The 21308-nt window shown below is 67.9% G+C and carries 21 protein-coding genes and 2 tRNA genes; 12 read left to right on the forward strand and 11 right to left on the reverse strand.

What is annotated here, in order from left to right; translation table 11 throughout:
• Positions 1–69: 69 nt before the first annotated feature.
• Complete coding sequence (rpmF, locus tag WS96_RS26905) at positions 70–249, reverse strand: 50S ribosomal protein L32 (RefSeq protein WP_006051932.1); 180 nt, start codon at positions 247–249, stop codon at positions 70–72.
• A gap of 97 nt (positions 250–346) precedes the next feature.
• Complete coding sequence (locus WS96_RS26910; protein WP_034206769.1) at positions 347–982, reverse strand: YceD family protein; 636 nt, start codon at positions 980–982, stop codon at positions 347–349.
• Positions 983–1213: 231 nt separating this feature from the next.
• On the opposite strand from WS96_RS26910, the gene WS96_RS26915 reads away from it, so the two are divergent.
• Positions 1214–1846, forward strand: coding sequence for a Maf-like protein (locus WS96_RS26915; protein WP_059791478.1), 633 nt, complete (start codon positions 1214–1216; stop codon positions 1844–1846).
• Positions 1843–2565 (forward strand): SAM-dependent methyltransferase, encoded by a 723-nt coding sequence (locus tag WS96_RS26920; RefSeq protein ID WP_059501598.1) that lies wholly within the window; start codon positions 1843–1845, stop codon positions 2563–2565. Before WS96_RS26915 ends, WS96_RS26920 begins: the two co-directional genes overlap by 4 nt.
• Positions 2566–2634: 69 nt before the next feature.
• Here the strand turns inward: WS96_RS26920 and WS96_RS26925 are convergent, their stop codons facing one another.
• Genes WS96_RS26925 through WS96_RS26940 form a run of 4 tightly spaced genes read right to left on the reverse strand, consistent with a single transcriptional unit; the run spans position 2635 to position 5707 of the window.
• Positions 2635–3627, reverse strand: coding sequence for a S49 family peptidase (locus WS96_RS26925; protein ID WP_059779750.1), 993 nt, complete (start codon positions 3625–3627; stop codon positions 2635–2637).
• A gap of 12 nt (positions 3628–3639) precedes the next feature.
• Positions 3640–4041: a Rieske (2Fe-2S) protein gene (locus WS96_RS26930; protein WP_059836980.1), complete on the reverse strand. Its 402-nt coding sequence runs from the start codon at positions 4039–4041 to the stop codon at positions 3640–3642.
• On the reverse strand, positions 4038–4697 hold the full coding sequence (locus WS96_RS26935; protein ID WP_059836720.1) for an HAD-IA family hydrolase: 660 nt from the start codon (positions 4695–4697) through the stop codon (positions 4038–4040). Before WS96_RS26935 ends, WS96_RS26930 begins: the two co-directional genes overlap by 4 nt.
• Positions 4698–4702: 5 nt before the next feature.
• Entirely contained in the window at positions 4703–5707 is a 1005-nt protein-coding gene (locus WS96_RS26940; protein WP_034206763.1) for an RluA family pseudouridine synthase, read from the reverse strand.
• Between the two features lie 720 nt (positions 5708–6427).
• Between WS96_RS26940 and WS96_RS26945 the strand changes: the two genes are divergently transcribed.
• From WS96_RS26945 to WS96_RS26970, 6 genes are all read left to right on the forward strand, one after another.
• Positions 6428–9559, forward strand: a complete 3132-nt coding sequence (locus WS96_RS26945; protein WP_059836722.1) for an Rne/Rng family ribonuclease — start codon at positions 6428–6430, stop codon at positions 9557–9559.
• A gap of 131 nt (positions 9560–9690) precedes the next feature.
• Positions 9691–10803: a GTP 3',8-cyclase MoaA gene (moaA, locus tag WS96_RS26950; RefSeq protein ID WP_059836724.1), complete on the forward strand. Its 1113-nt coding sequence runs from the start codon at positions 9691–9693 to the stop codon at positions 10801–10803.
• Positions 10804–10831: 28 nt separating this feature from the next.
• Positions 10832–11452, forward strand: coding sequence for a molybdenum cofactor guanylyltransferase MobA (mobA, locus tag WS96_RS26955; protein WP_059824220.1), 621 nt, complete (start codon positions 10832–10834; stop codon positions 11450–11452).
• Positions 11453–11562: 110 nt separating this feature from the next.
• Entirely contained in the window at positions 11563–12861 is a 1299-nt protein-coding gene (moeA, locus tag WS96_RS26960) for a molybdopterin molybdotransferase MoeA (RefSeq protein ID WP_059836726.1), read from the forward strand.
• A 37-nt stretch (positions 12862–12898) separates the two neighbouring features.
• The gene (locus WS96_RS26965) at positions 12899–13174 is read left to right on the forward strand and encodes a hypothetical protein (protein ID WP_006476519.1); all 276 of its coding nucleotides are present in this window, start codon (positions 12899–12901) and stop codon (positions 13172–13174) included.
• Positions 13171–13656 carry a GNAT family N-acetyltransferase gene (locus WS96_RS26970; RefSeq protein WP_059836728.1) on the forward strand — a complete coding sequence of 162 codons (486 nt, stop codon included), beginning with the start codon at positions 13171–13173 and terminating at the stop codon, positions 13654–13656. The genes WS96_RS26965 and WS96_RS26970 overlap by 4 nt, the downstream gene beginning before the upstream one ends.
• A gap of 90 nt (positions 13657–13746) precedes the next feature.
• On the opposite strand, the gene rmuC is transcribed toward WS96_RS26970, so the two are convergent.
• The 5 genes from rmuC to pncB form a co-directional block, all read right to left on the reverse strand.
• A complete protein-coding gene (rmuC, locus tag WS96_RS26975) occupies positions 13747–15225 on the reverse strand; it encodes a DNA recombination protein RmuC (protein ID WP_059836730.1) in 1479 nt (492 codons plus the stop codon).
• Positions 15222–16211, reverse strand: a complete 990-nt coding sequence (locus WS96_RS26980; RefSeq protein ID WP_059836982.1) for a 2-hydroxyacid dehydrogenase — start codon at positions 16209–16211, stop codon at positions 15222–15224. Before WS96_RS26980 ends, rmuC begins: the two co-directional genes overlap by 4 nt.
• A gap of 79 nt (positions 16212–16290) precedes the next feature.
• Positions 16291–17721 carry a sodium:proton antiporter gene (locus WS96_RS26985; protein ID WP_059836731.1) on the reverse strand — a complete coding sequence of 477 codons (1431 nt, stop codon included), beginning with the start codon at positions 17719–17721 and terminating at the stop codon, positions 16291–16293.
• A gap of 44 nt (positions 17722–17765) precedes the next feature.
• Positions 17766–18428: a LutC/YkgG family protein gene (locus WS96_RS26990; protein WP_034206755.1), complete on the reverse strand. Its 663-nt coding sequence runs from the start codon at positions 18426–18428 to the stop codon at positions 17766–17768.
• 84 nt (positions 18429–18512) lie between these two features.
• Entirely contained in the window at positions 18513–19712 is a 1200-nt protein-coding gene (gene pncB / locus WS96_RS26995) for a nicotinate phosphoribosyltransferase (RefSeq protein WP_059836733.1), read from the reverse strand.
• A 290-nt stretch (positions 19713–20002) separates the two neighbouring features.
• Here pncB and fdxA point away from each other — a divergent pair, with 290 nt between their 5' ends.
• The 4 genes from fdxA (at position 20003) to WS96_RS27015 (ending at position 21268) form a co-directional block, all read left to right on the forward strand.
• Entirely contained in the window at positions 20003–20326 is a 324-nt protein-coding gene (gene fdxA / locus WS96_RS27000) for a ferredoxin FdxA (protein ID WP_011544919.1), read from the forward strand.
• 104 nt (positions 20327–20430) lie between these two features.
• A tRNA-Asn gene (locus WS96_RS27005) sits at positions 20431–20506 on the forward strand.
• Positions 20507–20579: 73 nt separating this feature from the next.
• Positions 20580–20655: transfer RNA gene (locus WS96_RS27010), tRNA-Asn, on the forward strand.
• A gap of 127 nt (positions 20656–20782) precedes the next feature.
• Positions 20783–21268 carry a CreA family protein gene (locus WS96_RS27015; RefSeq protein WP_034206753.1) on the forward strand — a complete coding sequence of 162 codons (486 nt, stop codon included), beginning with the start codon at positions 20783–20785 and terminating at the stop codon, positions 21266–21268.
• Positions 21269–21308 lie beyond the last annotated feature (40 nt).

A 21308-nucleotide genomic window follows, 5' to 3' on the forward strand; every position in this document is an offset into this window, starting at 1 on the left:
CAGGAAAGTGTCAAGCGAACCAGTTGTCACGCGAACGGCGAGCGTAGCGCGCAACGCGTGACTTGACGCTTAGTCGTTCTTCGTCTTGACGACTTTCTTGCCGCGATAGTAGCCGTTCGGGCTGACGTGGTGACGCAGGTGCACTTCACCCGTGCTCGGCTCGACTGCCAGCGGCGCTGCCGTCAGGAAATCGTGCGAACGATGCATGCCGCGCTTCGACGGCGACTTCTTGTTTTGCTGGACTGCCATGACTAACTCCTAAATAATTTTCCGGATTCTAACACAGCCCGATCCGGCGCTTAACTACCCTGGCCCAAAGCCCTACGCCTTCCCGCGCCACAACTGCTCAGTGTTTCTTGGTGCCGTCACCGTCCTTCTTCAACGCTTGCAGCGCCGCGAACGGATTCGGCCGTTTGCCTTCGTCCCCGGCTTCGTCGGACTCCTCGTCCGACTCTTCCGCGGGACCGCTCGCGCCCGACACGAGGCTTTCGTGAACTGCCGGGCAAACCTCGTGCTTGGGCACGAGCGGCAACGAAAGCAGCAATTCCTCTTCGATCAAGTCGACGAGATCGAACTGGCGCGAGCCCACGATCACATCGGCTTCATCGTCGTCGAGCGGAAATTCCTCGGCTTCTTCTTCGGTCGCGACGATCCGGTACGTCATGTCGACGTCGAACGCCTGGTCGTACGGCGTCATGCAGCGCTGGCACGTGAGCCATGCATGGCCGTGCACCGCGAGGCGCAGATACGGCTGCTGCCCGTCGGCGCCGTCGTCCTGCAACTCTTTCTGCGTGAACCCTTCCGCCTGCCACGTGAAGACCGTGTCGCGATCCGGCGCGTCCGTCGGCACTTCGTTTAACATGCGCGGCAGTTGCGAGAGACGCACGGCCCCGGCCGCCTGCCGCCCGCTGCGGGCGAACTCGAACAGGTCGACCGCATGCGGATCGAGGGCCGCTGCAGGTTTGCCAGAAGAAGTGTTCATGTGCGCTCCTGCCTACAGGCTGACTTGCGGGATCCGGCTTGGCACCGCTCGCGTACGGCTCATCGAGGGATGCCGTACTTTACTTCCGAAGACCCGGCAGGCGCCACCACAGCGAAAGCCTGCCGACGAAAAGCGGGAAAGCATACCTGTTTTACCTTTTGCGGTCAATCACTTAAGCTTGCGTCCGCGCAACGCCGCGCCACACCTGACGACTCACCGATCCAACCGACCATGCCGGATACCGTTTGCCGCCCGCCGCGGCTGATTCTTGCCTCCAGTTCCCGCTACCGCCGCGCACTCCTCGAGCGCCTCGGCGTACCGTTCGACGTCGTGTCGCCCGACCTCGACGAAACCCCGCTCGCCGGCGAAACGCCAGCCGCGACCGCGCTGCGTCTCGCCGGCGCGAAGGCGCGCGCCGTGGCCGCGACGATCGACGCGCCGGACGGCGTGCTCGTGATCGGGTCGGACCAGGTCGCGACCTTCGACGGGCGCCAGATCGGCAAGCCCGGCACGCATGAGCGCGCGCTCGCGCAACTCGTGTCGATGCAGGGCCGCGAAGTCGAATTCCACAGCGCGCTCTGCCTGTACGACAGCCGTACGGACGACGCGCAGATCGAGGACATCGTCACGCACGTGCGCTTCCGTTCGCTGCCCGAAGCCGAACTCGACGCCTACCTGCGCGCGGAAACGCCGTACGACGTGGCCGGCAGCGCGAAGTCCGAAGGGCTCGGCATCGCACTGCTCGACGCGATCGACTCGGACGACCCGACCGCGCTCGTCGGCCTGCCGCTGATCGCCCTCACGCGGATGCTGCGCGCCGCCGACTACCCGCTGTTTGCCATCACCCGAGGAGACCGCGCATGACCGCCGGCACGCTTTATCTCGTCCCCAACACGCTCGGCGAAGGCGACGAATCGATGCTCGCCGCCGTGCTGCCCGCGGCCGTGCAGGCGCGCGCCGGCACGCTCGGCTATTACATCGGCGAAAACGCGAAAACGACCCGCGCGTTCCTGAAGAAGATCGGCACGACGCGCCCGATCCAGGAAATCGAGATCAGCGAGCTGAACGTGAATACGCCGGCCGGCGCCGTCGACCGGCTGCTCGCGCCCGTGCTGGCCGGCGCGGACGCCGGTCTCGTGTCGGAGGCCGGCTGCCCTGCCGTCGCCGACCCCGGCGCGCTGCTGGTGCGCCGCGCGCACGAGCGTGGCGTGAAGGTCGTGCCGCTCGTCGGGCCGAGTTCGATCCTGCTCGCGCTGATGGCGTCGGGCCTGAACGGCCAGAGTTTCGCGTTCAACGGCTACCTGCCGGTCGATGCGGCCGCGCGCGCGAAGCGCCTGCGCGAACTCGAGCAACTGTCGCGCAAGGCGCGCCAGACGCAGATCTTCATCGAAACGCCGTACCGCAATCACGCGATGCTCGACACGCTGGTCGCGACCTGCGCGCCGTCGACGCAGATCTGCGTGGCGGCCGATCTGACCCTTGCGACCGAGACGATCGCGAGCCGCACGGTGGCGGACTGGAAAAAGGCGCCCGCGCCGAATCTGCACAAGCGCCCCGCGATCTTCCTGCTGCTCGCGAACTGATGCAGCGACCGATGAAAGTGAAAGGCGGGCCATCGCGGCCCGCCGATTGCCGCCGTCGGCCGCCGGCCGTCAGCGCAGGTTGACCGACGCGCCGCCGGCCGTCAGCGCCTTCATCGCGGCGCCCCCGACGGCCGCACCGAACTTGCGCGCGACACGATTCGTCAGGCTTTCCTTCACCGTATAGTCGACCAGATCGGGCGCCTTCAGCACGTCGCGCGCGACCGTATCGGTCGTGCCGTAGCCGTCGGCGAGCCCGAGCTCGACGCTCTTCTCGCCGGTCCAGAACAGGCCCGAGAACATGTCGGGCGTCTCGTGCAGCCGCTTGCCGCGGCCGTCCTTCACGGCCTTGATGAACTGCGCATGCACCTGATCGAGCAGCGCCTGCGCGTGCGCATCCATCTTCGGCGTTTCCGGCGAGAACGGGTCGTAGAAGCCCTTGTTTTCGCCCGACGTATGCAGACGCCGTTCGACGCCGAGCTTGCCCATCAGCCCGGTGAAGCCGAACCCGTCCATCAGCACGCCGATCGACCCGACGATGCTCGCCTTGTCGACGAAGATCTTGTCGGCCGCGGACGCGATGTAATAGCCGCCCGACGCGCACATGTCGGTCACGACGACGTACAGCGGCTTGTTGGGATACTTGCCGCGCAACCGCCGGATCTCGTCGTAGACCATGCCGGCCTGCACCGGGCTGCCGCCCGGGCTGTTGATCCGCAGCACGACGCCGACCGTGCCGTCGTCGTCGAACGCGGCGTCGAGCGCCGTGTTGATGTCGTCGGCGTTCGCGTTGACGCCGGCCGCGATTTCGCCGTCGATCGTCACGAGCGCCGTATGCCGCCCGCTCGACGAAAACTTCGAATCGCTCGAGAAATCGATCAGCGCGAACGCCAGCAGCACGAACACGCCGAGAAACGCGAAGCGGAAGAAGATCTTCCAGCGCCGTGCCGCGCGCTGCTCCTTGACGGCCGCGAGCGCGATCCGCTCGAGCGCCGCGCGCTCCCAGCCCGGGTCACGGTCGTCGGGACGGGAGGAGGAATCCGGGAAATTCGGTTGGTCGGCCATGCAATGGTGTCGTCAGTCGGTCGTGGCGGGAGTGGCGGGATGCAGATCGGCATCGGGCACCCAGAATACCGCACGCCCGTCGGGCGTGTCGCGCTCGTCGACCTCGACCGGCCGCAGGCGGCCGCCGCGGCACGGGCCGCCGACGCACTTGCCGGTATCCGGCGCGTAGATCGCGCCATGCGTCGCGCACGTCAGATAGAGGCCCGACGACTCGAAGAACTGCCCTTCGGCCCAGTCGAGCTCCATCGGCACATGCGCGCAGCGGTTCAGGTAGCCGTAGGCGCGGCCGTCGTAGCGCACGAAGAACACGACGGCCTGCTCGCCGCGCAGCATCGCGTCGACGCGCACGCCGGCGCCGCCGTCGATCAGCGCGTCCGATGCGCACACGCGCACGGCGTCCGGCGCCGCGCTCATGCGTGCTCCCGCAGCCATGCGGCCAGCGCGCCGACGTCCGGCGCGACGAAGCGCGGCGCGAGCGCCGCCAGCGCGTCGGCCGGGTGCGCGCCGTACGACACCCCGACGCCTGCCGCGCCGGCGCTGGCGGCCATTTGCAGGTCGTGCGTGGTGTCGCCGATCATCACGGTGCGCGACAGGTCCTGCCCCAATTCCCGCGACAACTCGTGCAGCATCGCCGGATGCGGTTTCGAGAAGGTCTCGTCCGCGCACCGCGTCGCGTCGAACCAGCTCGTCAGCTTCGACTGGTCGAGCACGCGATTCAGCCCGACCCGCCCCTTGCCGGTCGCGACGGCGAGCAGGTAGCCCGTGTCGCGCAGTTCGGCGAGCAGCTCGCGCACGCCGGCGAACAGCTCGATGCGCTGGTCGTCGAGCAGATAGTGGTAGCGGTAGCGCTCGGCGAGCCGCGCGTAGTCGGACGGATCGACGGTCGGCGCCGCGATTCGCAGCGCATCGCGCAGGCCAAGGCCGATCACGTAGCGGGAAGCCTCGTCGGACGGCGTGGGCAAGCCGAGATCGCGGCACGCGGCCTGGATGCTGTGCGCGATGTGCGCGGTCGAATCCATCAGCGTGCCGTCCCAGTCGAAGACGATCAGGTCAAATTGCTGTCGGGCCATGCGGTTCAGGCGGTATCGCGCAATGCGCTGAGTTGGTCGAGAAAGCGCCGGCATTCGGCCGGCAGCGGCGCATCGAACTGCAGCGCCTCGCCGGTCAGCGGGTGAGCCAGCCGCAGCCGGTGCGCATGCAGGAACATCCGTTTCAGCGACGGCTGCGCGTTCGCGCGCGCCAGCGCCTTGTTCAGTGCGAAATCGCCATACTTGGCGTCGCCGGCGATCGGCAGGCCGAGATGCGCGAGGTGCACCCGGATCTGATGGGTCCGACCCGTTTTGAGTTCCGCTTCGACGAGCACATAGTCGGACCAGCGGTCGACGAGGTTGAACACCGTATGCGACGGCAGCCCGTCGTCCTGCACGCGCACGCGGCGCTCCCCTTCCGGGGTCGAATACTTGAACAGCGGCGCCTTCACCGCGCGGCGCCGGCCCCAGTCGGGCTGCCATTCGCCGTGCGCGCACGCGAAGTAGCGCTTGTCCATCCGGTTCTCGCGAATCTGCTCGTGCAGGCCCACGAGCGCCGTGCGCTTCTTCGCGAGCATCAGGATCCCGGACGTCTCGCGGTCGAGCCGGTGCACCAGTTCGAGGAATTTCGCACGCGGGCGCGCCTGGCGCATCTGCTCGATCACGCCGAACGCGACGCCGCTGCCGCCGTGGACCGCGACCCCGGCCGGCTTGTCGATGACGAGCATCGCGTCGTCCTCGTACAGCACGTCGAAATTCGCGGGCGGCACGACGGGCGTGTCGGCGCGCGCGAGGTCGGCCGCGGCCACGCGCACCGGCGGCACGCGGACGAGGTCGCCGAGCGCCAGGCGGTACTGCGCATCGATCCGGCCCTTGTTGACGCGCACTTCGCCGCTGCGGAGGATCCGGTAAATATGGCTTTTCGGCACGCCTTTACAGACGCGCAACAGGAAATTGTCGATCCGCTGACCGGCCGAGTTTTCGTCGATCTCGATCGTCGATACCTGGCCGCTTGCGACCGAATTCTGGGATATTTTGCCTAACTCATTCATACTGAATATAATTTTGCCCAGCCTGACGTTGTGGGTGGCCTGATCGGCCGGCCCCGGCTGAATTGGGCAAGGCGCAAGCGCAAACTGCTATTTTACTTGCGCCGGGGGTCCGCTGCTCGCCCCTAATCAAAGAGAAGCAGCAAGTTGCACGCACGGCGCCGCCCGTCGGCAAGGATCGCGCCCACAGGCGGATTCGGTCGGCAAGGCGCCGCGGTAACGGAAAGTTGGTTGAAAAGAATTTGATCGGTAGCCCGGCGGCGCGAAGTACGTCCGCAGGCTGCCGGTTGCGAAAATTACGGCGTTGCGCCCGATTTGGCCCCGCGAAGCGTGCGGGGCTTGGCGACGTCAAACCAGGGAAGTACACCCCAAGCGGGAAAGTCGGGCTGGATTCGATACTCCCCGCTGCGGCCCAAGCCGCAGCATCTGCCGCCCGTCGGCGCGCGCGACGCATTGTGCGCGCCCGTGGCAATGCCCGGACAGGCTTAGCGCGCTTTTGCAGCGTGCGGTGTGTGAACGCCGTGCTTTGAAGCCGTATTCGCAGGTGCCCTATGGCCGCCGGCCCCGTCTTTCGGGCCCAAGCGCCTCTTCAGGCAATTCTCCCCGCCAGCGTTCCCGCTCCAGCGTGCTCGTGACAACACAACAAGGTGCGGCCTGCCGTCGTTCCCGCCCTCGCGCCTGACAACCGCGAGGCGTCGGCAGCGGAGCCGCCTGGAGCCGTTCATGAAACGCATGCTGTTCAATGCGACGCAGCAGGAGGAGCTGCGCGTCGCCATCGTCGATGGGCAAAAACTCATCGACATCGACATCGAAACCGCCGGGCGCGAACAGCGCAAAGGCAATATCTACAAAGGTGTCATCACCCGTATCGAGCCGTCGCTCGAAGCGTGCTTCGTCAACTACGGCGAAGACCGCCACGGCTTCCTGCCGTTCAAGGAAGTCGCCCGCCAGTACTTCAAGGACGGCATCGACATGCGCTCCGCGCGCATTCAGGATGCGCTGCGCGAAGGCCAGGAGCTGATCGTCCAGGTCGAGAAGGAAGAGCGCGGCAACAAGGGCGCAGCCCTCACCACCTTCATCTCGCTCGCCGGCCGTTACCTCGTGCTGATGCCGAACAACCCGCGCGGCGGCGGCGTGTCGCGCCGGATCGAAGGCGACGAACGCCAGGAACTGCGCGAAACGATGGCGCAACTGCAGATTCCGGACGGCATGAGCATGATCGCCCGTACCGCGGGCATCGGCCGCAGCGCCGAGGAACTGCAGTGGGACCTGAACTACCTGCTGCAACTGTGGCGCGCGATCGAGGCCGCGTCGCAAAGCGGCAACGCCGGCCAGCCGATGCTGATCTATCTGGAATCGAGCCTCGTGATCCGCGCGATCCGCGACTATTTCCAGCCGGATATCGGCGAAATCCTGATCGATACGAACGAAATCCACGATCAGGCCCGCGCATTCATGGACATCGTGATGCCGGACAACGTCGCGAAAGTGAAGCGCTACCACGACGACGTGCCGCTGTTCTCCCGCTTCCAGATCGAGCACCAGATCGAAACCGCGTACTCGCGCACGGTCCCGCTGCCGTCCGGCGGCGCGATCGTGATCGACCACACCGAAGCGCTCGTCGCGATCGACGTGAACTCGGCGCGCGCGACCAAGGGCGCGGACATCGAGGAAACGGCCACCCGCACGAACCTCGAAGCGGCCGACGAAGTCGCCCGCCAGCTGCGCCTGCGCGACCTCGGCGGCCTGATCGTGATCGATTTCATCGACATGGAATCGGCGAAGAGCCAGCGTGAAGTCGAGCAACGCCTGAAGGACGCGCTCAAGCACGACCGTGCGCGCGTCCAGATGGGCAAGATCTCCCGCTTCGGCCTGATGGAGCTGTCGCGCCAGCGCCTGCGTCCGGCGCTGTCGGAAGGCAGTCACGTGACGTGCCCGCGCTGCAACGGCACCGGCCACATCCGCGACACCGAATCGTCCGCGCTGCAGGTCCTGCGGATCATTCAGGAAGAAGCGATGAAGGAGAACACCGCGGCGATCCACTGCCAGGTGCCGGTCGAGGTGACCGCCTTCCTGCTGAACGAAAAGCGTCAGGAAATCAACAAGATCGAGTCGCGCTTCAAGGTCGGCATCGTGCTGATTCCGAACAAGCACCTCGATACGCCGCACTACAAGCTCGAGCGCCTGCGTCACGACGACGCGCGCCTCGACGATCCGCGCGCGTCCTGGAAGATGGCCGAGGAAGCGGCCCGCGAGCTCGAGTCGGAAACGGGCTACAGCAAGCGTGCGGCCGAAGTGAAGCCGAAGCAGGAAGCCGCGGTGAAGGGCATCACGCCCGAGCGTCCGGCGCCGAGCCCGGCCCCGCAGCGTCCGGTCGAGCCCGTTGCGGCTCCGGCGGCGCCCGTCGCCGCGGCAAGCGGCGGCTTCATCGGCTGGCTGAAGGGGCTGTTCGGCGTGTCGCCGGCACCGGCACCCGCACCGGTCGCACCGGCACCGGCGAAGGAGCAGGCAGCCCGTCCGGCGCGCGAGCGCACCGAAAAGACCGAGCAGCGCGGCGGCGATCGCAACCGCAACCGTCGCGGCGGCGCACAGCAGGCGCAGGGCGGCCGCGACCAGGCAGCAGCAGGCCGTGGCCAGCCGCAACGCCAGGAACGCGAAGGCAAGGAAGTGCGCGAACCGCGTGAAGGCCGTGAGCCGCGCGAGGGTCGTGAACTGCGCGAAGGCCGGGAAAACCGCGAAGGTCGCGAAAACCGCGAGGGTCGCGAGGGCCGTGGTCCGCGCGAAGGTCGCGAGCCGCGCGAAGGCCGTGAGCCGCGCGAACCGCGCGAAAACCGCGAACCGCGCGAGCGTGTCGAACAGCCGGAAGGCGTCGAAGCAGCCGGCCGCGGCGAGCGCCAGGAACGCAGCGAGCGTCGCGAGCGCGGCGAACGCCGCAAGCCGACCCAGCATGCGGCCACGCTCGAAACCGTCACCCGCGGCGAAAACCATCCGGAACCGGAAACCGACAAGGCCGTTGCAGAAGCCCTGCCCGGCGCGGAACCGGCAGCCGATGCGGAAGCCGGCGCACGTGACGGCGAAGAACGCCGCCGTCGCCGTCGCGGCCGCCGCGGCGGTCGTCGCGAGCGCGAGGAAGATGGCGCAGTCGACCAGGCCGAGCAAGGCGCCGAAGGCGAAGTCGCCGCGCAAGCCGTGACGCCGAATGCACCGGTCGCAGCCGAGCCGGCCCACACGGCCGCACCGGCAGTCGTCGCTGCCGTGGCAGGTGCGGTCGCAGTGGAAGCCGTCGCCGAGCAGCATGCCGCTCCGGCCGCCGTCGAAGCGCAGCCGGCACCGGCAGCCGAAGCGGCACCGGCCGCCCCGACCGAGCCCGTCGTCGCCGTCCAGGCAGCCGAACCGGCACCGGTCGCACCGGCGGCGGCGGAAGCAGGCCCGGCGCCGGTCGCGGTGTCGCCGACCGATGCGTTCGAAGTGCCGGCAGCCGCTCCGGCCGCTGTCGAGGCGCCGCAAGCCGCACCCGTCGAGCCCGCCGCACCGGCCGTCGCGATCGAAGCCGCTCCGGTGGCGGTCGAGGCGCCGGTCGAGGCAGCACCGGCAGAGGCCGTCGCTGCACCGGCACCCGCCCCGACACCGGCTCCCGCCCCCGCCCAACCGGCAGCCGCGCCCGCTTCGGCGAGCCTGGATGCCGTGCTGGAGCAGGCCGGTCTCGTCTGGGTGAACACGGACGCCGACAAGTTCGCGGCCGCGCAGGAAGCCGCGTCGCGACTCCCGCGCCCGGCCCGCGTACCGCGCGAGCGCAAGGTGCTGCCGCCGGTCGATACGGCCCCGATGCAGCAGGTCGAAACGACGCACCACTGAACGGCGCATCGCACGACCAGGAAAAGCCCGCCTCCGGCGGGCTTTTTCATGCCCGCGCTGCGGGTTTCCGCCCCCCGGACCCGCCGGCCGGTTGCGGCTAAAATAGCAGTCTGGTCCGTACTTCTTCCAACATGTCCCGACGCATCATTCCCCTCGCCGACGTCAGCGGGATGCCGGACGTCTCCGGCGTCGCGCATGCCCCCGACGGCACGCTGGCCGACACGTTCGCCAGGCCGCTGCGCGACCTGCGCATTTCGGTGACGGATCGCTGCAATTTCCGCTGCGTGTACTGCATGCCGCGCGCGGTCTTCGACAAGGACTACCCGTTCCTGCCGCACAGCGCGCTGCTCACGCACGAGGAAATCGAGCGCGTGGCGCGGCTCTTCGTCGCACACGGCGTCGAGAAGATCCGTATCACGGGCGGCGAGCCGCTGCTGCGCAAGAACCTCGAATTCCTGATCGAGCGGCTCGCGCGTCTGACGACGCACGCCGGCCGCCCGCTCGACCTCACGCTGACGACCAACGGCTCGCTGCTCGCCCGCAAGGCGCGCGCGCTGAAGGATGCCGGGCTCACGCGCGTCACGGTCAGCCTCGACGCGCTCGACGATGCGCTGTTCAAGCGCATGAACGATGCCGAGTTCGCGAGCGCCGACGTGCTCGACGGCATCTTCGCCGCGCAGGCCGCGGGCCTCGCGCCGGTCAAGGTCAACATGGTCGTGAAGCGCGGCACCAACGACAGCGAGATCCTGCCGATGGCCGAGCGCTTCCGCGGCACCGGCGTGATCCTGCGTTTCATCGAATACATGGACGTCGGCACGTCGAACGGCTGGAACATGACCGAGGTGCTGCCGTCGGCGGACGTCGTCGCGCGTATCGCCGAACACTTCCCGCTCGTGCCGCTCGAGCCGCACACGGCGGCCGAAACCGCGCAGCGCTGGGGCTATGCGGACGGCAGCGGCGAGATCGGCGTGATCTCGAGCGTCACGCAGGCCTTCTGCGGCGACTGCACGCGCGCGCGACTGTCGACCGAAGGCAAGCTGTACCTGTGCCTGTTCGCGTCGACCGGCCACGACCTGCGTGCGCTCGTGCGCGGCGGCGCAAGCGATGCCGAGATCGCGACTGCGATCGCCCGCATCTGGCAGGCGCGCACCGACCGCTATTCGCAGCTGCGCGGCAGCGCATCGTCCGACGCCGCGCCCGAGGGCGCCGGCAAGCGCGTCGAAATGTCGTATATCGGCGGCTGACGCCCGCCGCTCTTTCCGCCCGCGCACGATGTCCGCTCCCGCGTCCGCCCCGTCGATCGCCGGCCTGCTGCTCGCAGGCGGGCGGGCCACCCGCATGGACGGCGTCGACAAGGGCCTGCAATTGCTCGACGGTACGCCGCTCGCGCTGCACGTGCTGCGCCGGCTGTCGCCGCAGGTCGACGAGACGCTGATCAGCGCGAATCGCCATGCCGATCGCTATGCCGAACTCGGTGCGCCGTTCGACGCGCGCATCGTCGCCGACGAAACCTCCGACTTCCCTGGGCCGCTCGCGGGCCTGCTTGCCGGCATGCGCGCGGCGCGCGCGCCGCTGCTCGCGTGCTCGCCATGCGATACGCCCTATCTGCCCGTCGACCTCGTCGCGCGGCTGCATGCCGCGCTCGACGCGCAGCAGGCCGACATCGCGATGGCGATTACCGTCGACGCGCGGCAGATGCGCTCGCCGCAACCGACGTTCGCGCTGCTGCGCACGTCGCTGGCCGACGACCTGGCCGCCCGGCTCGCGGCCGGCGACCGCAAGGTGCGTGCGTGGTACGCACGCCACAAGACGGTCGAAGTCGAGTTTCGCGACGAGCGTGCGTTTTACAATGCCAACTCCTGGCAGGAACTCGCCGCGCTGGCCCGCCGCTGACGGCCCGTGCCGTTCCCGCCCGGCGCCCGCCACACGCGAAACCCGCGCCCCGGCACCCTCCTCGCGCCACCGGCCACGAACCCGATACGCCTCGCGGCGCAGTCCGACTGATGATCACGCAATCCTCGCCCGCTTCCCGAACCGCACCCGGCCCCGATGCCCCGCTGTCGCTCGCCGACGCGCAGGCGCTCGCGTGCCGCTTCGCGGCGCCGGTCGACGCGTACGACACGGTGACGCTGCGCGACGCGCTCGACCGCGTGCTCGCGGCCGACGTGAGCGCGCCGTTCGACATTCCCGCGTACGACAACTCGGCAATGGACGGCTATGCGTTCGACGGCGGCAGCGCAGCATTCGCGTCGGCGCAGAGCGAGGTCGCGATGACGGTCGCCGGCACCGCGTTCGCCGGCCATCCGTTCGACGGCGCCGTGGCGGCCCATGCATGTGTGCGCATCATGACCGGCGCGCCGATGCCGGCCGGATGCGACACGGTGATTCCGCAGGAACGCGTACGCGTCGATGGCGACACGATCCGCTTCGCCGCGCACGACGTCGCGCGCGGCGCGAACTGCCGCAAGGCCGGCGAAGATCTCGCGCGCGGCGCCTGCGCACTCGCCGCGGGCCGTATCCTGCGGCCATCGGATCTCGGCCTGCTCGCCTCGTTCGGCGTCACCGACGTCACGGTGCGCCGGCGCGTGCGCGTCGCCGTGTTCTCGACCGGCGACGAGCTGCGCGAGCCCGGCGAACCGCTCGGCCGCGGCGCGCTGTACGACAGCAATCGCGGGATGCTGATCGCGATGCTCGCACGGCTGCACGTGGACACGATCGATCTCGGGATCGTCCGGGACGACCCGGCCGCGCTCGAAGCCGCATTGCGCGACGCCCTCGCCGCGCAGGCCGATGCGGTCATCACGTCGGGCGGCGTGTCGGTCGGCGAAGCCGATTTCACGCGCGACGTGATGGCGCGGCTCGGCGACGTGACGTTCGCGAGTCTCGCGCTGCGGCCCGGCCGGCCGCTCGCGTGCGGCACGCTCGCACGCGCGGGCGACAGCGCCGGCCACGCGCTGTTCTTCGGGCTGCCCGGCAATCCGGTCGCCTCCGCCGTGACGTTTTACGCGATCGTGCGCCCCGCCCTGCTGACGCTGGCCGGTGCGCAGACGCCGCCGCCGGCGATGTACACGGCGCTCAGTACGCAGCCGTTGAAAACGCGTCCCGGCCGCACCGAATACCTGCGCGGCATCGCGACGCGCGCCGCCGACGGCCAATGGCACGTCGCGCCGGCCGGATCGCAAAGCGCCGCGTCGCTGAGCGGTCTCGCGGCCGCCAACTGTTTCATCGTCCTGGGCCACGATACCGCGGCAATCGACGCGGGCGCCCCGGTCGACATCCTGCCGCTCGACGGCCTGATCTGAATTCCAATCGGTATATCACTACGGGGGCAATCCGCACATGAAGAAACAAATCTCGTCGATCGCCGCGGGGCAGACCGCAAAGGCGCTGATCCTCGTCTACCTGACGTTCAGCGTGCCGATCGTGCTGCTCGGCATTCTCGTCGCGTATATCCGTTACGGGATGGTCGAGTTGAGCACGATCCTGAGCGCGCTGCTGCTGAACGCGATCCTCGGTTTCGTGCTGCTGTGGATCGCGTGCCATGCGTACAACTGGGTCGCGTCGCGCTTCGGCGGCATCGAGATCGTGCTGTCCGATCCGCCGGAGGAAGCGTGAGCGGCACGCCGCTGATCCGCGCGGCCGACCCGCGCGACGTCGGCGCGATCCTCGCGCTGATGCGCGAGCTGGCGGAGTTCGAGAAGCTCACGCATCTGTTCGTCGCGACCGAAGCCGATCTCGCCGACGCGCTGTTCGGCGAGCACCCTGCCGCCGAGGCACGGGTGGCCGAGCAGGACGGCGCAATCGTCGCGTATGCGCTGTTCTTCCACAACTATTCGACGTTCCTCGGCCGCCGCGGGCTGTATCTCGAGGATCTGTACGTGCAGCCGTCGCAGCGCGGCACGGGCCTGGGCACCGCGATGCTGCGTCATCTCGCGGCACTCGCCGTCAAGCGTCGTTGCGCGCGCTTCGAATGGTCGGTCCTCGACTGGAACCAGCCGGCGATCGATTTCTACGAGAAGATGGGCGCGACCGTGCTGCCGGAGTGGCGCATCGTGCGCGTGACGGGCGACGCGCTGGACACGCTCGCCGCGCATTGAGCGCGAGCCGGCCGCGCCGGCGATCGCTGCCAACGAAAACGGGCGCCGCGGCGCCCGTTTTGTTCGTCCGGCCGTTGCCGCCAACGCGCGTCACGCGTCGTCCGCATCGGCGCCTTCGGCCCCTTCCGCGCCGAGCAGACCGGCCGCCGCATCGCCCGGCAGCGCCTCGACCTGCTTGAGCTTGCGGCTCATCACGCGCGTGCGCTGCTCGGCAGACTCGATCGAGCGCGTGACCGTTTCGAGCTGCGCCTTCGTGCGCGCGAGCACGTCGCCGAACTTGCCGAACTCCGTCTTGACCGCACCGAGCACCTGCCACACCTCGCTCGAGCGCTGCTCGATCGCGAGCGTGCGGAACCCCATCTGCAGGCTGTTCAACAGCGCGGTGAGCGTGGTCGGCCCGGCGACCGTCACACGATAGTCGCGCTGCAGCAGGTCGGTCAGCCCCGGGCGGCGCAGGATCTCCGCATAGAGCCCCTCGGTCGGCAGGAACAGCAGCGCGAAGTCGGTCGTGTGCGGCGGCGCGACGTACTTCTCGGCGATCGTGCGCGCTTCCATCCGCACCCGCGCCTCGAGCGCTCGCGCCGCCTCCTCGACCGCCACCGCATCGGCGCGCTCCTGCGCGTCGATCAACCGCTCGTAGTCTTCGCGCGGGAATTTCGCGTCGATCGGCAGCCACACCGGCAGCGCGTCGCGCGTGCCGGCAGCACGGCCCGGCAGCCGGATCGCGAATTCGACGCGCTCGGTACTCTTCGGCACCGTCGCGACGTTCTTCGCGTACTGGTCGGGCGTCAGCATCTGTTCCAGCAGCGCCTCGAGCTGCACTTCGCCCCAGGTGCCGCGCGTCTTCACGTTGGTCAGCACCTTTTTCAGGTCGCCGACGCCGGCCGCGAGCGTCTGCATCTCACCGAGCCCGCGATGCACCTGTTCGAGCCGGTCCGACACGAGCTTGAACGATTCGCCGAGCCGCTGCTCGAGCGTCGCGTGCAGCTTCTCGTCGACGGTGCGGCGCATCTCCTCGAGTTTCGCCGCGTTGTTCGTCTCGATTTCCTTCAGCCGCTGTTCGAGCGTCGCACGCACTTCGCCGATCCGGCGATCGTTCGCCTCGGTCAGTTGCGTGAGCTGCCGGTTCAGCGTGTCGCCGAACAGCCGCAGCGCGCCCGTCTGTTCCTCGCGCGCCTGCTGCGCCTGGCGCTGCAGGCTCTCGCGCATCGCATCGAACTGCTGCGCATTGCCGGCGACGAGCTTGCCGAGCTGCTGCGCGAACCCCTCGATCTGGCTGTTCTGCACGGTCGCCACACTCGTCAGTTGCGCGGCGAGCGTCTGCTGCAACTGGGCGAAGCTGCCGGCCAGCTCGGTACGCGACCCGCGCGCATTATCGACGATCTCGCCGCGCAATTCGCGTTCGAGCCGCTCGACCGCGCGCGCCTGCGCATGCGCGGCATCCTCGATCTGGTCGCCGAGCACGGCCACGTCGTCGTGGCGGCCGCCGCCGCGCACGAGCGCGACGATCGCCACGGCGAGCGCGACGGCCAGCACGACGACCGCCGCCAGCAACAACGTCATCGTCATGCGCGCGGCTTCCCGATCACGTCAGGGTTGATCGGATTCGGCGGCCGCCCCGCGCGCGGCCCCTCGCCGAGCGCGGCGATCAGGTTGTCGGCAGCGAGATTCGCCATCGCGCGGCGCGTCTTTTCGGTCGCGCTCGCGATATGCGGCGTCAGCACGACGTTCGGCACTTCGAGCAGCGCCGGATGCACGCTCGGCTCGCCCTCGTACACGTCGAGGCCGGCCGCGGCGATCGTCCCGTCCCGCAGCGCGGCGGCCAGCGCCGCATCGTCGACGATCCCGCCGCGCGCGATGTTGGTCAGCGTCGCCGTGGGTTTCATCTTCGCGAGCTCGGCCGCGCCGATCGTGTGATGGTTCTCCTTCGTGTACGGCAGCACGAGCACGACGTGATCGGCACGCGCGAGCAGCGCATCCTTCGACACGTATTCGGCCTCGAGCTCGGTTTCGATCTCGGGCGCGACCCGCGAACGGTTGTGATAAATCACCTGCATCCCGAAGCCGCGCGCGCGCCGCGCGAGCGCCTGGCCGATGCGGCCCATCCCGATGACGCCGAGCGTCGAGCCGTAGATGTCGGTGCCGAGGAAGCCGTCGTACGCCCACTTCCGCCAGTGACCGGCGCGCAGCCAGTGTTCGGATTCGGCGATCCGACGCGCGGCGGCCATCATCAGCGCCCAGCCGAAATCGGCGGTCGACTCGTTCAGCACGTCGGGCGTGTTGGTGCCGAGCACGTTCGCCGCGTTGAACGCGGCCATGTCGAAGTTGTTGTAGCCGACCGCCATGTTCGCCACGACGCGCAGGCGCGGCGCGGCCGCGAGCGTGGCCGCGCCGACCGGGTCGCCGGCCGTCAGCGCGCCGTCCTTGTCGGCCAGACGCGCGGCGAGCGCGTCGGGCGCGAGCGCGTCGCCGTCGTTCCAGTCGACTTCGAAATACTGCTTGAGCCGTTCGATCACGTCCGGAAAGATCGGACGCGCGACCAGGATCTTCTGCATCGCCATCTCCGCATGCCGCGGACGGGTCGTAGCGCCGCGCGCCGCCGGGACCGCCCGCTCGGGGTTGAAAATCGTCAGCTTACGCCGGGAAGAAAAGCCACGACGTCAGCAGGAATACCGGTATCAGCACGACGAGCGCCCAGCCGAGGTACGCAAAGAAGCTCGGCATCTTCACGCCGCGCGATTCGGCGATCGCCTTCACCATGAAATTCGGCGCGTTGCCGATATAGCTGTTCGCGCCCATGAACACCGCGCCGGCGGAAATCGCGGCGAGCGTCGATGCGCCGGTCGTCATCAGCGTCTGCGCATCGCCGCCCGCGAGGTTGAAGAACACGAGATAGGTCGGCGCATTGTCGAGGAACGACGACAGGATGCCCGTCGCCCAGAAGTACATCGCATCGATCGGCTTGCCGTCGGGCCCCGTGACGAGATGGACGATCTGCGCGAATGCGCCGTCCGCCCCCGCGCGCAGGATCACGATCACCGGCGCGATCGTCACGAAGATGCCGGCGAACAGCTTCGCGACTTCCTCGATCGGCGCCCAGTTGAACGCGTTGCCCTCGCGCGCGGAACGCGGCGTCAGCGCGAGCGACGCGAGCGTCACCACCACGAGCGCGACGTCGCGCACGAGATTCTGCAACGCGACGTGCGTGCCCCACACGTCGAACGAGATGCCCGGCTTCCACACGCCGCTCATCAGCACGAGCGCGATCACGGCCGCCAGCAGCACGAAGTTGATCTTGCCGTCGATCGACAGCGCCGCGCCGTCGGGCGTCGGATCGAGCGCGGCCGGCCGCTCCTCGCCGCCCTTCCGGTAGAAGTACGTATCGAGCGCGAAGAACAGCGTCAGCAGCACCGCGCAGATGAACAGCATCGGCAGCGCGAGATGCGTGGTCGTCCAGAAGAAGCTCACGCCGTTCAGGAAGCCGAGGAACAGCGGAGGATCGCCGAGCGGCGACAGCGAACCGCCCGCGTTCGCGACGAGGAAAATGAAGAAGATCACGACGTGCACGACATGCTTGCGGTTGTCGTTCGCGCGCAGCAGCGGCCGGATCAGCAGCATCGCGGCGCCCGTCGTGCCCATCACGCTCGCGAGCAGCGTGCCGAGCGCGAGGATCGCGGTATTCAGTTTCGGCGACCCATGCAGGTTGCCGTTCACGCAGATGCCGCCCGCGACCGTATAGAGCGCGGTGAGCAGCACGATGAACGGAATGTATTCCTCGAGCAGCGCATGCACGAGCGTGCCGAACGCGGTGCCGGCGCCGAACGCGACCGCGAACGGCGCGAGGAACACGATCGCCCAGCCGGCGGCGATCTTGCCGAAGTGGTGATGCCAGAACACGGGGGCGACGAGCGGGAACAGCGCGATGGACAGCAGGATCCCGGCGAACGGGATACCCCAGAGCGCCGACAGCGTGGAACCGTCGAGCGTGGCGGCCGATGCGAGCGCGGGAGCGGCGCCAAGCGCGATTCCCGACGCCATGCCCGCCCAGGCGGCATGTCGTTTCATGCGGAACTTCCTTGTTCGAAATAAGGGTGAAGGCAGCGGGTGCGTCATGCGCCCCGTACGACGATCGCGTGCACGCGGTACGGACCGTGTGCACCCAGAATGATCGTTTGCTCGATGTCGCCGGTGCGCGACGGGCCCGACACGAAATTGACCGCGCGCGGCAGTTCGCCGCGCTCCGCGCGAATCAGCGCGAACGCGTCTTCATGACCGGCGACGATGCGCGACGCCGGCACGATCGCGATGTGGGTTTCCGGCAGCAGGCCGGCCGATGCGTAAGTGTCGGGGCCGGACAGCAACACCAGCGACCCCGTTTCGGCAGTCGCGCAAAAACACCCGGTCAGGCCGACGAGATCGCCGTCGCGCGGCTTGCGGCACTCGACCGACAGGCCGGCGGCGGCCCAGTCGAGATCGGCCAGCGTGCGCCACGCGATGGCCTGCGCCGGCAGGCCGTGAGCGGCAAGATAGCGGGCGGCGGCGGCAGGCACGTCGGCCAGCGTCGCGACTTCGTCGACCGTGGTCGACAGGCGCTGCGCTTCGTCGACGAAAGCGGCGACGAGGTCGGCCGGCGCCGGCGGGCGCGGGCCTTGCGGATGACGGGCAAGGTAGTCGGCGACGCCGTCGCGCTCCGCTGCATCGGGTTCGGCCGCACGCCCCTGCGCCGCGCGGATGCGCGCGAGGATCTGGCGACGGGCAGCGGAAGTGTCCATGAACGGTCCTCGTGACGTTGCGTGCAATACGTCGGATTATACCGGCCACCCCTGCTGCGACACACCTGGCCGGACGGCCGGCGCCTACTTCGACGCGTCTTCCTCGACCGGCTGCGCGATGCCGAACACCTGACGCAGGTACGCGAGATACGCCTTGTCGTCGCACATGCTCTTGCCCGGCGAATCCGACAGCTTCGCGACCGGCTGGCCGTTGCAGCGAACCATCTTGATCACGATCTGCAGCGGCACGTAACCGAGATCGTTGGTGAGGTTGGTGCCGACGCCGAACGCAAGCTTGCAGCGGCCGCGGAACCGTTCGTACAGCTGCATGACCTTCGGAATGTCGAGCGCGTCCGAGAACACGAGCACCTTGGTGCGCGGGTCGCACCGGTTCGCCTCGTAATGGCGCAGCATCCGCTCGCCCCAGTCGAACGGATCGCCCGAATCGTGGCGCGCGCCGTCGAACAGCTTGCAAAAGTACATGTCGAAGTCGTTCAGGAACGCGTCCATGCCGTAGACGTCCGACAGCGCGATCCCGAGGTCGCCGCGATACTCCTTCGCCCACATCTCGAAGCCGTAGATCTGCGAATCGCGCAACCGCGGGCCGAGCGCCTGACACGCCTGCAGGTATTCGTGCGCCATCGTGCCGAGCGGCGTGATGTCGTGCTTCATCGCGTACAGCACGTTGCTGGTGCCCGCGAACTGCGGGCCGAGCCCGTCGCGCAGCGTGAGCGCGACTTCCTCGTGCCAGACCTTCGAGAAGCGCCGGCGCGTACCGTAGTCGGCGATCTTGCAGTCGGCGAATTCGGGCTTCGCGCCGAGCAGCTTGATCTTCTCGCGCAGCCGTTCGCGGCCTTCGCGATAGTCGGGCTCGCGCTGCGTGTTGCGGAAATAGACTTCGTTGACGATCGCGAGCACCGGGATCTCGAACAGGATCGTATGCAGCCACGGCCCCTCGATCACGATGTCGATCTCGCCGTTGCCCTTCGGCGAAGGCGTGATCGAGATGTACTTCTCGTTCAGGTGGAACAGCGCGAGGAAGTCGACGAAGTCGCTCTTGATGAAGCGCATCCGCCGCAGATAGTCGAGTTCGACGTCGGAAAAGCGCAGCGAGCACAGGCCGCGCACCTCGTCGCGAATCTCGTCGATGTACGGCACGAGATCGACGCCGGGCGTGCGGCACCGGAAACGGTATTCGACGTTGGCAGCGGGAAAGTGATGCAGGACGACCTGCATCATCGTGAACTTGTAGAGATCCGTGTCGAGCAGCGAAGTGATGATCATGATGACGGCAGCGCCAATATCGTGACCGGGCCCCGACGCACCGCGCGCCGCCCGGTCTGTCGGTCATGTTACCCGAATGCGTGCCGGACCATCGCGAAACCGCCCTCCGCCGTGCCGCATCACGCTCGTGCCCGGCGCGCGGTTGTGTCCGCGTTGCGCCGCCCATAAACTAATCACGAAACGATATAAGCCGGATAGCCGACCACGCGATGCGGGTTTTGCGCTTCAGTTACAATGCCGCTTTTGGCGCAAACGCCACCCCATATATACCGCCAAGCAGGAGCGTTTTAATGACTCACGTTGTGACCGAAGGCTGCATCAAGTGCAAATACACGGATTGCGTGGATGTGTGCCCGGTGGATTGCTTCCGTGAAGGTCCCAACTTTCTCGCCATCGATCCGGACGAGTGCATCGACTGCGCCGTGTGCGTCGCCGAATGCCCGACCAATGCGATCTATGCCGAAGAAGACGTTCCGGGCGACCAGCAGCAGTTCACCGAGCTGAACGCCGAGCTGGCGAAGAACTGGCCGTCGATCACGAAGACTAAGCCGGCGCCGGCCGACGCGGACGAGTGGAAGGACGTGCAGGACAAGCTGCACCTGCTCGAGCGCTGATCGCACGGCGGCGACTGCAAAAAATTTTATTCGCTGCGGCTCCAAAGTATTGACAGGTTAGCGAACACTCCATACAATCTCGTTTCTCTGCTGTTGTTGTTTGTTCCCCGATAGCTCAGTCGGTAGAGCGCCGGACTGTTAATCCGTAGGTCCCTGGTTCGAGCCCAGGTCGGGGAGCCAAAAACGCAAAGGCCCGTTGAAAGTGGACGGGTTTTTTGTTGAGAACGAGCAACACGCAGATGTACCGATTTATTCCCCGATAGCTCAGTCGGTAGAGCGCCGGACTGTTAATCCGTAGGTCCCTGGTTCGAGCCCAGGTCGGGGAGCCAAATAGCGAAAGGCCCGTCATTCGACGGGCCTTTTGTTTTTTCGGCCGCCGTTCCGCCCTTCTGCTTGTCGTGGCCCGGTCACGCGCATGCTAGAGTCTCTGTCCCGCATTCGCATCCGGTTCCGTCGATGAAGCATCGCCTCCTGCGCTCCGCCCCCGTCGCCCTCCTGCTCTCCGCATTCGCTGCAGCGCCGTTCGCGCAGGCGGAGGAAGTCGGCAGCGTCAATACCCATTTCCGCGTCACGGGCTCCGATCGCGTAGTCGTCGAGGCCTATGACGATCCGGTCGTGAACGGCGTGACCTGCTACGTGTCGCGCGCCCGCACCGGCGGGATCAAGGGCACGCTCGGCGTCGCCGAGGATCCGAGCGAAGCATCGATCGCGTGCCGGCAGGTCGGCCCGATCAGCTTCAAGGAACCGCTCAAGCAGCAGACCGACGTGTTCAGCGAACGCATGTCGTTCATCTTCAAGACGCTGCACGTCGTGCGCGTGGTCGACAAGAAACGCAACACGATCGTCTACCTGACCTACAGCGACCGCATCGTCAGCGGCAGCCCGAAGAACGCCGTCACCGCGGTGCCGATGCCGGCCGGCACGACGATTCCGGTCAAGTAAGCCCGCGCCCGCCGGGCGCGCGAGCGATACACTGTCGGTT

The sequence above is a fragment of the Burkholderia sp. MSMB1835 genome, assembly GCF_001526365.1.
Taxonomy (GTDB): Bacteria; Pseudomonadota; Gammaproteobacteria; order Burkholderiales; family Burkholderiaceae; genus Burkholderia.

What these genes read in the sequence shown, in the direction of transcription:
- WS96_RS26910 (WP_034206769.1), bottom strand. Translation starts at nt 982, where the DNA reads ATGAACACTTCTTCTGGCAAACCTGCAGCGGCCCTCGATCCGCATGCG.
- WS96_RS26930 (WP_059836980.1), bottom strand. Translation starts at nt 4,041, where the DNA reads ATGAGCGCGGCGCCGGACGCCGTGCGCGTGTGCGCATCGGACGCGCTG.
- moeA (WP_059836726.1), top strand. Translation starts at nt 11,563, where the DNA reads ATGATCACGCAATCCTCGCCCGCTTCCCGAACCGCACCCGGCCCCGAT.
- WS96_RS26945 (WP_059836722.1), top strand. Translation starts at nt 6,428, where the DNA reads ATGAAACGCATGCTGTTCAATGCGACGCAGCAGGAGGAGCTGCGCGTC.
- WS96_RS26920 (WP_059501598.1), top strand. Translation starts at nt 1,843, where the DNA reads ATGACCGCCGGCACGCTTTATCTCGTCCCCAACACGCTCGGCGAAGGC.
- WS96_RS26935 (WP_059836720.1), bottom strand. Translation starts at nt 4,697, where the DNA reads ATGGCCCGACAGCAATTTGACCTGATCGTCTTCGACTGGGACGGCACG.
- rmuC (WP_059836730.1), bottom strand. Translation starts at nt 15,225, where the DNA reads ATGACGATGACGTTGTTGCTGGCGGCGGTCGTCGTGCTGGCCGTCGCG.
- WS96_RS26925 (WP_059779750.1), bottom strand. Translation starts at nt 3,627, where the DNA reads ATGGCCGACCAACCGAATTTCCCGGATTCCTCCTCCCGTCCCGACGAC.
- WS96_RS26915 (WP_059791478.1), top strand. Translation starts at nt 1,214, where the DNA reads ATGCCGGATACCGTTTGCCGCCCGCCGCGGCTGATTCTTGCCTCCAGT.
- fdxA (WP_011544919.1), top strand. Translation starts at nt 20,003, where the DNA reads ATGACTCACGTTGTGACCGAAGGCTGCATCAAGTGCAAATACACGGAT.
- WS96_RS26965 (WP_006476519.1), top strand. Translation starts at nt 12,899, where the DNA reads ATGAAGAAACAAATCTCGTCGATCGCCGCGGGGCAGACCGCAAAGGCG.
- rpmF (WP_006051932.1), bottom strand. Translation starts at nt 249, where the DNA reads ATGGCAGTCCAGCAAAACAAGAAGTCGCCGTCGAAGCGCGGCATGCAT.
- WS96_RS26940 (WP_034206763.1), bottom strand. Translation starts at nt 5,707, where the DNA reads ATGAATGAGTTAGGCAAAATATCCCAGAATTCGGTCGCAAGCGGCCAG.
- WS96_RS26985 (WP_059836731.1), bottom strand. Translation starts at nt 17,721, where the DNA reads ATGAAACGACATGCCGCCTGGGCGGGCATGGCGTCGGGAATCGCGCTT.
- mobA (WP_059824220.1), top strand. Translation starts at nt 10,832, where the DNA reads ATGTCCGCTCCCGCGTCCGCCCCGTCGATCGCCGGCCTGCTGCTCGCA.
- WS96_RS26990 (WP_034206755.1), bottom strand. Translation starts at nt 18,428, where the DNA reads ATGGACACTTCCGCTGCCCGTCGCCAGATCCTCGCGCGCATCCGCGCG.
- pncB (WP_059836733.1), bottom strand. Translation starts at nt 19,712, where the DNA reads ATGATCATCACTTCGCTGCTCGACACGGATCTCTACAAGTTCACGATG.
- WS96_RS27015 (WP_034206753.1), top strand. Translation starts at nt 20,783, where the DNA reads ATGAAGCATCGCCTCCTGCGCTCCGCCCCCGTCGCCCTCCTGCTCTCC.
- moaA (WP_059836724.1), top strand. Translation starts at nt 9,691, where the DNA reads ATGTCCCGACGCATCATTCCCCTCGCCGACGTCAGCGGGATGCCGGAC.
- WS96_RS26980 (WP_059836982.1), bottom strand. Translation starts at nt 16,211, where the DNA reads ATGCAGAAGATCCTGGTCGCGCGTCCGATCTTTCCGGACGTGATCGAA.